The following is a 9,879-nucleotide window of genomic DNA, read 5'->3' as shown; positions in this document are numbered from 1 at the left end:
GGTGTCGTTCGAAGGCATCAACCTGACCGAGGAGGGCATCCGCACCTACGGTCGCGACAAGGTCGAGACCTTCTTCCTGCAGGAGGGTTCGGCCCGCTACCTGCTGGGTGCACGCTACAAGTTCTGATCCAATCGATCAGGCGAATAAGGGGAGGGCCGCTGGCGACAGCGGCCCTTTTCTTTGGCCCGCGCTCGTCCTCCGGGAGCAATGGCGGCTTCAGGGAAGACGAAGAAAACTGGACAAAAGGGCGACTTTAGGCTTCTTTTGGCTGGTCGGCGCGCGGGGGCGGGTCGGCATAGGGGGAATTGCCATGAACATGCGTATGGTTCTGACGGGCGGTGCTATCGCCGCCGCGCTCGTGCTCGGTGCTTGCCACAAGAGCGATGCGACCGCGACCAACGAGGTCAACGCCGCGACCGAATTGTCGAATATGGCGGATACCAACGCCAACGACGAGACGATGAACGAGGATGTGGGCAATCAGGCGGCGACCAACGCCGAATAGGCCGCGTTTCCCCAGTGCCCGCAGCGGTCCATTTCGGGTTCCGCAAGCCCGTTTTGCCCGGACGATTTGCTACCTCGGGGATAGCGTTACCATCCCGATAGGGACGGATCGGTCCTTTCGAAAGGCGAGTCGATTTTGAAACCGGTTCAGCACCGGAACGGTGCATCTGCAGGTGCCGTTAACCTCTTTCCGCGACAGTCATTGTAAAGCAGAAGCCGGCCAATGTTCCTTACACCCGACATTCCGACGCTGCGCCTGTGCAGCCTTCTGGCGAGCGCCGCCTATGCGACGATCTTCATCGTCCTGTGGGCGCGCCGGCGAAGCGAGACCTATCTGCTTCATTGGGGTGCGAGCTCCGCCATTTATGCGATTGCTCTGCTCTGTTTCGAATTCGATTCCGGAATGCCGGCGCCGATAGCGAATGCGCTTAATTATGGCCTGATCGCCTTGTCCGATTTCCTGCTGGTAACCGGAATGCGCCGTTTCGACCGGCTGCCGGCATTCAGACGATGGATGGCGATCCCGATTGCGGCGACCGCGATCGGCGTCGCGCTTCCCCTGATGCTCTTGCCGGCGGCGAACGGGCTGGTTGTAAGTCATGTCGTCGGGTCGGTCGCGCTTGGCACCTGCATGGTGATCTGCGCCTTCGCGATCCTGGCGGGCAACAAGGGCGATATTTCGGTGCCGCGCCGTATCGTCGGGATCGGGCTGCTGGCTTATGGGCCCGGTTACGTCGTTTCGATCTGGGTGCAATTGTGGGGCGCGTTCAGCTCGACCACGCTCGATCTGTTGCCGATGCTGCAGGATCAGGTGCTGCTGGGTGTGCTCAACCTCGGCCTGCTCGCCACGCCGTGGGAACGGGCGCTGCGCGAACTCAAGGAATCGGTCCTGCGCGACGCGCTGACCGGCGTGTGGAATCGCACCGGGCTCAAGCAGCACGATCGGGAACTGGCCTCGCACGCGAACAGCCTGCTTCTGGTCGACATCGATCATTTCAAGACGATCAACGACACGTTCGGCCATGCCACAGGGGACGCGGTGCTGGTCGCGTTCGCCAGTCGCGTTCAGGCGCTGGCGGTCGAGCGCGGCGGCGTGTTCGTACGGTTGGGCGGAGACGAGTTCGTCATGGTCGCGCCGACCGCCGACGAGAATGACGCGCGCGCGCTGGCGGAACAGGTCCGGGCCATTCCCGATCCGGCCACGTCAGGCCTGCCGGCTTATTCGATCAGCGTCGGGCTGGCGCGCGTCCTGGCGGACGAGACCAACCTGTCGCCCGCCATGGCGCGCGCGGACCTCTCGCTCTACCGTGCGAAGGCGGGCGGCCGCGACCAGGTCGCGGCCTGATCGCCGATCAGCCCGGCAGGCCGGGTTTGGCGATCATCAGCCACAGGATCGCGAGTACGGCGAAGAAGGCCGGAAAGCCGAACACGAACCAGACGCGGTAAAGGCGATGGTAGAGCGGTGGTAGAGGCTGACCCGCCGCAGCCGCGGCGCGCGCCAGATCGCGCATGCGCATCTGCAGGAACACGACCGGCACCCAAAACGCCCCGATCAGCGCGTAGAGGCCGAGGGCCGCGGCGATCCAGGGCGTGGTTAGCGGCCAGCCTTGCTGCTGCATCAGCAGTACGCCGGTGATCGGCTGCGCGATGACGGCGGTCGCGGTGAACAGGAAATCGGCGACAACGACCGTCCCGGCAACATGCGCGACCAGCGCCGGCGAGCCCGATCGATGCGCCATGACCATGAAGAAGGCGATGCCCGCGCCCGTCCCGAGCAGGATCGTCGCACCGATCACGTGCAGCCAGAGCAGGACGGCGTAGATCATCGGCGATCCAGCATCGCGGCCGCGACCAGCGCTAGCGCCAGTGCGGGAATGATCTTGAGCAATGGCGCGAGCGGGTCTGCCCACAGGCTGCCGGCGACGAGCGTGCCGCAGATCAGATAGGCGGCCGAGACGACCACCATCGCGATCGCCGCCCGCCGGGCCCAGCTTTGGACCAGGATCGCACCACCGAGCAGCAGGTCGATCGCGGAGCAGGCCTGGACCAGCCGCTCCGTCGTCGTGCCGCCGCCGATCAGCCCGGCCGCCCGGCTGGTGTTCAGCAGACCGACCACGCCCGACCCGATCCAGAGCGCCGCCAGCGCCAGCAGGATGACCGGCAGCAGCAGGAACATCCGCGCCGCAACCCGATCCTGCGCGCCGGCCGGATTGCGCGCCAGTATGGCGTCGAGCGGCGCGAACGGTGGGACAGCGGCGGGCGGTGCATCGATCGTCACGCCATCCTGCATCACGCGAAGCGCGGTCGACCGCAATGGCGAACGCCATCCCAGCCAGCCGGCGAGATCGGCGGCCAGGGCAAAGGGGGCCGCGCACCATGCGGGCAGGTCGCACGCGAACCGGGCCGGAGGCAGGCCAAGCCAATGCCGATGGGCGGCGACAACCTCGCGCAGGCTGAGCCATTCGGTGGCGGCGAGCGCCAGGTCGGTATGCGGAGGCAGGGCGCCTTCCAGCGCCTGAGCGCAGATGGCGGCGACATCGTCGAGGGCGACGCATTGCACCGGGCTGCGGCCATGCACCGTCAAGGCGATCGGCAGCGCTGCCAGCGCGCGGACCAGCGCGGTGCCGCCATAAGCGTTGCGGCCGATCACCAGCGCCGGCCGCAGGATCGTCCACCGGAGCGCGCTTTCGATTAGATGGGCGTCCGCCACGGCTTTGGTCGCCATGAACCGCGTATCGGAATCAAGCGCCGCGCCGGGCGCCGAAATCTGCACGAAAGCCTTTATTCCTGCCGCCGCACAGGCATCGATCAGCGCAACGATCGCCCGGCCCTGGATCTGCGCGAGACTGCCGCCGGCACCGTCCTGCAGCGCACCGCTGGCGTTGACCACGGCATCCACGTCGTTGAGCGCCGCATGCCATGCGGCGGGGTCGCGCATCTGTTCGAGATCGCCCTCGATCCAATTGGCGCCGGGCAGCAGTCGGCGGCCCAATGCGGCCGATCGTCCCCATCCGACGACGTCATGTCCCCGTCGCAGCAAGGTTTCGCCGATCGCGCGGCCGATGAAGCCATAGCCGCCGACGACGAGGACGCGCACGTCAGTCGAACAGGCTCGAAACCGAGCTTTCGTCGGAGATGCGCTTGATCGCTTCGGCGAGCAAAGGCGCGATCGGCAGCAGGCGGATCTTCTTCGCGTCGAGCACCGCCTGAAGCGGCTGGATCGAATCGGTGATGATCAGCTCGGACAATTGCGAGCCTTCGACGCGCGCGACCGCGCCGCCCGACAGCACGCCGTGGCTGACATAAGCGACGACGTCCTCGGCGCCCGCTTCGCGCAGCGCGGCGGCCGCGTTGCAGAGCGTGCCGGCGCTATCGACGATGTCGTCGACCAGAATGCAGAAGCGGCCCTCGACCTCGCCTATGATGTTCATCACCTCGCTCTCGCCGGGCTTTTCGCGGCGCTTGTCGACGATCGCGAGCGGGATGTTGTTGAGCCGTTTGGACAGGCCGCGTGCGCGCACCACGCCGCCGACGTCGGGCGAAACCACCATCAGGTTGCGCTTGCCGAACCGCGCCTGGATGTCGGCGCCGATCACCGGCGCTGCATAGAGATTGTCGGTCGGGATATCGAAGAAACCCTGGATCTGGCCGGCATGGAGATCGACCGACAGCACGCGATCCGCGCCCGCGACCGTGATCAGGTTGGCGACCAGCTTGGCCGAAATCGGCGTGCGTGGGCCGGGCTTACGATCCTGGCGGGCATAGCCGAAATAGGGGACGACGGCGGTGATCCTTTTGGCCGACGCGCGGCGCAGCGCATCGATGCAGATCAGCAATTCCATCAGATTGTCGTTGGTGGGGTAGCCGGTCGACTGGAGCACGAACACGTCCTCGCCGCGGACATTCTCGTGAATCTCGACGAACACCTCCTCGTCCGCGAAGCGGCGGACCGAGGCATCGGTGAGATTGATCTCAAGATAGTCGGCGATCGCCTTGGCGAGTACGCGGTTGGCGTTGCCGGTCATCAGCTTCATGGGCGGCTCGTCCCCTTTCCCTGCGACCGCTCCTAGAGCCTGATCGTTATCGGTGGAAGCGCTATGCGCTTCCGCTGATGACGTGAATCAGGCTCTGTCATTGGCGAGGCCTTGATTCACGACCAAGGCGCAAGCCTGGATCGATCAAGGCCTTGCGGCGCAGCCGCGTGCGGGAAAGGGGCGAGCGCGCGGCGATCAGACCATCAGCCCGAACACCACGCCCATGATCAGGAATTGCAGCAGGTGATAGCCCGAATTGATCAGCCAGAATTTCACGCTGCGATTCTCGTAGAGATACTGCACGGCGAAGCTGGTCGAGATGATTCCGCCCGCGAGCGCCAGCCCCAGGACCAGCCCGCGATGGATCGGCACGGGGTGGTGCAGCAGCAGTCCCATCACCATCGCGGCGGCGAAAGCCGGAACAAGGCCGATCGCGACCTTGGCGCCGACATGTTTTCCGGCCGGCGGATTATCGATGTCGATCCCCAATTCCCGCGCCCATGGCCGCAGAAAGCCGAGCTTCGAATACCAGATCGCCCCCGGGAAATAGCCGGCCAGCGCGGCGACTACGACCGCCAGCCAGTTCAGATGCTGCAACGATAATGTTGCGTGCTCGAATGGGCTCATTTTGCCTTCCTCCCTGTTTTGTCGACCGAACATTATCACGCCCGGATCAAGTAATCACGCGCTGCCCAAAAGGTGAAGGATTGTAACATTCCGGCCGATGTTATTGACGATATTTCAAGATGATCCGATCGTTCCCGGTGGCGGGCGCGGGGATCATGTCCATTTTCCAATTCCATATCGAGGACGGGACTTTCGAGCATGCGATCGAGCAGCTCGACCTTCCGAATCTCGAAGCGGCGCGCCTGCACGCGGCGAGCTTGTCGCAAATGCTGATCGCGGAAGGGGCTGGCCGGTTCGCGCGCGGCGAAGCCTGGCAGATGCATGTCACCGACGAGCTCGGCTGCACCTGCTGCTCGCTCAAATTCGCGGCGGTGCCTCTGACGGGCCGGGGCAGCCATTCTTATTCCGCCATGGCAGCGGAGGCCTTTTCCGACCCCCGGTTCGTGCGATGAGGTGACGCTCTGGAGCGTTTCCTTTAGGGCGCGGGCATGATCGAAGTCGTCACCCGTTTCGCGCCGTCGCCAACTGGCCGCTTGCATGTCGGCAATATCCGGACCGCGCTCCACAACATGCTGTGGGCGCGCAAGCATAAGGGCCGCTTTCTGCTGCGGCTGGACGATACCGATCTCGCGCGTTCGACCGGCGAATTCGCCGATGCGATCCATGCCGATCTCGACTGGCTCGGCCTGACGCCCGATCATAGCGTCCGGCAGTCCGACCGGTTCGCGCTCTACGAAGCGCGCTTCGCCGATTTGCACGCCGCCGGCCGCGTCTATCCGGCCTATGAAAGCGCCGAGGAACTGGATCTCAAGCGCAAGATCCTGGCCGGGCGCGGATTGCCGCCGATCTATGACCGCGCCGCGCTCGCCCTGTCCGATGCCGACCGTGCCGCGCTGGAAGCGGACGGCGTACAGCCGCACTGGCGCTTCAAGCTGGATCATGGCGCGATGATCGAGTGGGACGATCTGATCCGCGGGGCCCAGCATCTCGATCCCAAACTGCAGTCGGACCCGGTGATCCGCCGCGCCGACGGCAGCTGGCTCTATATGTTGCCGAGCGTGATCGACGATATCGATATGGGCGTGACCCACATCGTGCGCGGCGAGGATCATGTCACCAATGCCGGGCTGCAATTGCAGATGTTCGCGGCGTTGGGCGCGACGGCGCCAGCCTTCGCGCACGAGGCCTTGCTGGTCGGCAGCGAGGGCAAATTGTCGAAGCGGCTGGGCTCGCTCGGCGCCGACGCCTTCCGCGAGGACGGGATCGAACCGATCGCGCTCAACGCGCTGCTCGCGCGGATCGGCACGAGTGATCCGGTCGAGGCGGTGGCCGATCTGGACGGGCTGATTGAAAGCATCGATTTCGCCCGTTTCGGCCGCGCGCCGGCGCGGTTCGACATGGAGGAATTGCGCGGTCTCAATGCCCGCACGATCCATCAGATGCCGTTCGCAGCGGTGCGCGCGCGGCTGCCTGACGGCATGAGCGAGGCTTTGTGGCTGGCGGTGCGGCCCAATCTTGCCACCGTGAGCGAAGCGGCGGCGTGGCTGCAGATCATCGAACATGACGTGGACCCGCCCGCGGCCGATCCCGCCGATCGGGACTATCTGACTGCCGCCGCTGCCGTGGCAGGTACGATAGCCTGGGGCGAGGACCCCTGGCACGCGCTGACCGGCGTCCTCAAGGATCAGACCGGGCGCAAGGGCCGGCCTTTGTTCCTGCCGTTGCGGGTCGCGCTGACCGGACAGGAGCATGGGCCCGACATGAAGGCCTTGCTGCCGCTGATCGGCCGGGATCGCGCGATCGCGCGCTTCGAGACGGCGGCGAACAGCTGAGGCTGGCAAGCCGCAGCCGCACGTCCTATCTTCGCATCATGTCGATTTATCCCCGCCCCGTTAAACCGCATGTGCTGATTGCGGATGTGAAGCGTGTCTGGTTCAGCAGCACCAGCCGCTACAAATTGGTGTTCGGAGCGATCGCGATCGGGATCACCTCAATCATCATCACCGGTTTCATCCTTGAATCGCGCTGGGGCGTGCTGCCCGAGGGGCCGCAGATCGTCTATGCGACCGACTGGCCGGCCAACCGCACCGACGCCCAGATCAAGCAGCAGCAATGGGCCGACGCGATCGAGCGGCGCAAGGCGATCGAAGAGCGCCGCCGCGAGTTCAAGAAGCTCGACGACGCGCTGACGAGTCACGGCTTCTGAGCAGCAACGACCCGCGCTTCATGGCCGCCGCGCTCGCGCTGGCCGCGCGCGGGCGTGGGCGGACCGCCCCCAATCCCAATGTCGGCTGCGTGATCGTGCGCCAGGGCCACGTGATCGGACGCGGCTGGACCCAGCCAGGCGGGCGTCCGCATGCCGAGGCGATGGCGCTGGCGGAGGCGGGTGACGCGGCGAAGGGCGCGACCGTCTATGTGACGCTTGAGCCGTGCGCGCATCCAAGCCCGCGCGGGCCGGCGTGCGCAGACCTGCTGGTCGGGGCCGGGCCGGCACGAGTGGTGGCGGCGCTGACCGATCCCGATCCGCGCACCGCAGGCCAGGGCTTCGCGCGGCTGCGCGCGGCGGGCATCGACGTGGTCGAGGGCGTTCTGGCGGACGAGGCGCGGCGGAGCATAATGGGCTTCCTGACGCGGCAGGCGCTGGGGCGGCCTTATGTCACGCTCAAGCTGGCGCTGTCGCTCGACGGCATGATCGCGCGCGCCGACGGCGAAAGCCGGTGGATCACGGGCGCGGCGGCGCGGGCGCATACGCATCTCGAACGCAGCCGCCACGAGGCGATTTTGGTCGGGCGTGGGACGTGGGAGGCGGATCAACCCAGTCTGGATGTGCGGTTGGCGGGGCTGGAGGCGCGGTCGCCCCGGCGCATTGTTCTAAGCGCGTCACGACAGGAGGCGGAGACAATCGCGTCGCCCTCTGAAATCTCGGCGCTGGAGGGCGTCGATCACCTCTTCGTGGAGGGTGGCGCACAAACCGCGTCCGCCTTCCTCGCGGCTGGACTGGTCGACCGGCTGCTGCTCTACCGCGCGCCGATCCTGATCGGGGCGGGCAAGCCGGCGCTCGGTGATATCGGATTGGCGGCGCTGGCCGACGCGCATGGGCGCTGGACGCTGGTCGACAGCCGTATGCTTGGCATAGACCGGCTCGAAGTCTACGAGCGCGGCCAGCCCCATCAGGAAAAGTTGCTCGACTTTTCCGCCCGGATGGGGCGCTAACGAGGACGTATGTTTACCGGAATCATCACCGATATCGGCCGGATCGCCGGCGTCGAGCACAAGGGCGATACGCGCCTGCGCATCGGCACCGCTTTCGATACCGCCAGCATCGATATGGGCGCGTCGATTGCGTGCTCGGGCGTGTGCCTGACCGTGGTCGACAAGGGCGCCGACTGGTTCGCGGTCGAGGTTTCGGCCGAGACGCTGTCGCGCACGGCGGGCGACTGGAGCGAGGGCACAAATCTCAACCTCGAACGCGCGCTGCGCGTCGGCGACGAGCTGGGCGGCCATATCGTCACCGGCCATGTCGACGGGGTCGGCACGGTGGTCGAAGTCACGCCCGAGGGCGACAGCACGCGGATCGTGATCGAGGCACCGGCCGCGATTGCACCCTATATCGCCGCCAAGGGCTCGATCGCGCTCGACGGCATATCGCTGACTGTCAACGAGGTGAGCGATCTGGCCGGCGGCTGCGTCCGCTTCGGCATCAACGTCATCCCGCACACCCAACAAATGACCACCTGGGGCAATGTCGCGCCGGGCCGGGCGCTCAATATCGAGATCGATGTGCTGGCCCGCTATCTCGGCCGGATGGAGCAGCTTCGTCATGTCGTCTAACCCGCAGCTTTCGCGCCTGCGCCACGCTTTCCTGTCGACGCCCGAAGAGGTGATCGAGGAAGCGCGCAACGGCCGCATGTTCATCCTGGTCGACGACGAAGACCGCGAGAATGAGGGCGACCTCATCATCCCCGCGCAGATGGCGACGCCGGACGCGATCAATTTCATGGCGACGCATGGTCGCGGGCTGATCTGTCTGGCGATGAACAAGGCGCGGGTCGACCAGCTCGGCCTGCCGCTGATGAGCCGTAGCAACGGCACGCGCCACGAAACCGCCTTCACGGTCTCGATCGAGGCGAAGACCGGCGTCACCACCGGCATTTCCGCCGCCGACCGCGCGCGCACGATCGCGGTCGCGGTCGATGCCGCGAACGGCCCCGACGCGATCGTGTCGCCCGGCCATGTCTTTCCTTTGGTGGCGCGCGAGGGCGGCGTGCTGGTGCGCGCCGGCCATACCGAGGCGGCGGTCGATGTCGCGCGGCTGGCGGGGCTCAACCCGTCGGGCGTGATCTGCGAGATCATGAACGACGACGGCAGCATGTCGCGGCTCGACGATCTGGTCGCTTTCGCGCAGCGCCACAATCTCAAGATCGGCACGATCCGCGACCTGATCGCCTATCGCCGCCGCCACGACCATCTGGTCGAGAAGCGCGCCGAGACGCAATTCACCAGCCGCTGGGGCGGCGAATGGACCGCGATCAGCTTCTACAACAAGGCGACCGGCGACGAGCAGATCGCCTTGGTCAAGGGCAAGGTCGATCCGGACCAGCCGACGTTGGTCCGCATGCATGCCCAGGCCCTGTTCGCCGACATGTTCGGCGAGGTCTCCAAGCGCGGCGGCCTGCTCGCGGGTGCGATGAAGATCATCGGCGAGGAAGGGTC

General features: G+C 66.0%; 12 protein-coding genes. 8 read left to right on the top strand and 4 right to left on the bottom strand.

The annotated features are described in order from the left end of the window. Window positions 1-311: 311 nt before the first annotated feature. Window positions 312-506 carry a hypothetical protein gene (locus VK533_RS06630; RefSeq protein WP_324376076.1) on the top strand — a complete coding sequence of 65 codons (195 nt, stop codon included), beginning with the start codon at window positions 312-314 and terminating at the stop codon, window positions 504-506. A 222-nt stretch (window positions 507-728) separates the two neighbouring features. Beyond that, complete coding sequence (locus tag VK533_RS06625; RefSeq protein ID WP_324376075.1) at window positions 729-1,850, top strand: GGDEF domain-containing protein; 1,122 nt, start codon at window positions 729-731, stop codon at window positions 1,848-1,850. Window positions 1,851-1,857: 7 nt separating this feature from the next. Here VK533_RS06625 and VK533_RS06620 read toward each other — a convergent pair whose 3' ends face one another. From VK533_RS06620 to VK533_RS06605, 4 genes are all read right to left on the bottom strand, one after another. Continuing rightward, window positions 1,858-2,331 (bottom strand): DUF2269 domain-containing protein, encoded by a 474-nt coding sequence (locus VK533_RS06620; protein ID WP_324376074.1) that lies wholly within the window; start codon window positions 2,329-2,331, stop codon window positions 1,858-1,860. Continuing rightward, complete coding sequence (locus tag VK533_RS06615) at window positions 2,328-3,602, bottom strand: SDR family oxidoreductase (protein ID WP_324376073.1); 1,275 nt, start codon at window positions 3,600-3,602, stop codon at window positions 2,328-2,330. Before VK533_RS06615 ends, VK533_RS06620 begins: the two co-directional genes overlap by 4 nt. A 1-nt stretch (window position 3,603) precedes the next feature. Then, entirely contained in the window at window positions 3,604-4,539 is a 936-nt protein-coding gene (locus tag VK533_RS06610; protein ID WP_324376072.1) for a ribose-phosphate pyrophosphokinase, read from the bottom strand. Between the two features lie 195 nt (window positions 4,540-4,734). Then, complete coding sequence (locus tag VK533_RS06605) at window positions 4,735-5,166, bottom strand: DUF1761 domain-containing protein (protein ID WP_324376071.1); 432 nt, start codon at window positions 5,164-5,166, stop codon at window positions 4,735-4,737. Window positions 5,167-5,285: 119 nt separating this feature from the next. Here VK533_RS06605 and VK533_RS06600 point away from each other — a divergent pair, with 119 nt between their 5' ends. From VK533_RS06600 to ribB, 6 genes are all read left to right on the top strand, one after another. Continuing rightward, complete coding sequence (locus tag VK533_RS06600; RefSeq protein WP_324376070.1) at window positions 5,286-5,618, top strand: DUF6894 family protein; 333 nt, start codon at window positions 5,286-5,288, stop codon at window positions 5,616-5,618. A 36-nt stretch (window positions 5,619-5,654) separates the two neighbouring features. Then, complete coding sequence (locus tag VK533_RS06595; protein WP_324376069.1) at window positions 5,655-6,998, top strand: glutamate--tRNA ligase; 1,344 nt, start codon at window positions 5,655-5,657, stop codon at window positions 6,996-6,998. Window positions 6,999-7,036: 38 nt separating this feature from the next. Beyond that, window positions 7,037-7,372: a hypothetical protein gene (locus tag VK533_RS06590; RefSeq protein WP_324376068.1), complete on the top strand. Its 336-nt coding sequence runs from the start codon at window positions 7,037-7,039 to the stop codon at window positions 7,370-7,372. A gap of 20 nt (window positions 7,373-7,392) precedes the next feature. Further along, a complete protein-coding gene (gene ribD, locus VK533_RS06585) occupies window positions 7,393-8,379 on the top strand; it encodes a bifunctional diaminohydroxyphosphoribosylaminopyrimidine deaminase/5-amino-6-(5-phosphoribosylamino)uracil reductase RibD (protein WP_414712286.1) in 987 nt (328 codons plus the stop codon). Between the two features lie 9 nt (window positions 8,380-8,388). Continuing rightward, window positions 8,389-8,997, top strand: coding sequence for a riboflavin synthase (locus VK533_RS06580; protein ID WP_324376067.1), 609 nt, complete (start codon window positions 8,389-8,391; stop codon window positions 8,995-8,997). Beyond that, window positions 8,987-9,879 (top strand): 3,4-dihydroxy-2-butanone-4-phosphate synthase (ribB, locus tag VK533_RS06575; RefSeq protein ID WP_324376066.1); only part of this gene is annotated, 893 nt, incomplete at its 3' end. The genes VK533_RS06580 and ribB, both read left to right, overlap by 11 nt.

The organism is Sphingomonas sp., from assembly GCF_035317925.1.
GTDB lineage: Bacteria > Pseudomonadota > Alphaproteobacteria > Sphingomonadales > Sphingomonadaceae > Sphingomonas_I.
This window is presented reverse-complemented; position numbering and strand designations above follow the sequence as displayed.

Coding starts and splice junctions, on each gene's coding strand:
- VK533_RS06595 (WP_324376069.1), top strand. CDS start 5,655: ATGATCGAAGTCGTCACCCGTTTCGCGCCGTCGCCAACTGGCCGCTTG.
- VK533_RS06625 (WP_324376075.1), top strand. CDS start 729: ATGTTCCTTACACCCGACATTCCGACGCTGCGCCTGTGCAGCCTTCTG.
- VK533_RS06600 (WP_324376070.1), top strand. CDS start 5,286: ATGATCCGATCGTTCCCGGTGGCGGGCGCGGGGATCATGTCCATTTTC.
- VK533_RS06620 (WP_324376074.1), bottom strand. CDS start 2,331: ATGATCTACGCCGTCCTGCTCTGGCTGCACGTGATCGGTGCGACGATC.
- VK533_RS06610 (WP_324376072.1), bottom strand. CDS start 4,539: ATGAAGCTGATGACCGGCAACGCCAACCGCGTACTCGCCAAGGCGATC.
- VK533_RS06630 (WP_324376076.1), top strand. CDS start 312: ATGAACATGCGTATGGTTCTGACGGGCGGTGCTATCGCCGCCGCGCTC.
- ribD (WP_414712286.1), top strand. CDS start 7,393: ATGGCCGCCGCGCTCGCGCTGGCCGCGCGCGGGCGTGGGCGGACCGCC.
- VK533_RS06605 (WP_324376071.1), bottom strand. CDS start 5,166: ATGAGCCCATTCGAGCACGCAACATTATCGTTGCAGCATCTGAACTGG.
- VK533_RS06590 (WP_324376068.1), top strand. CDS start 7,037: ATGTCGATTTATCCCCGCCCCGTTAAACCGCATGTGCTGATTGCGGAT.
- VK533_RS06580 (WP_324376067.1), top strand. CDS start 8,389: ATGTTTACCGGAATCATCACCGATATCGGCCGGATCGCCGGCGTCGAG.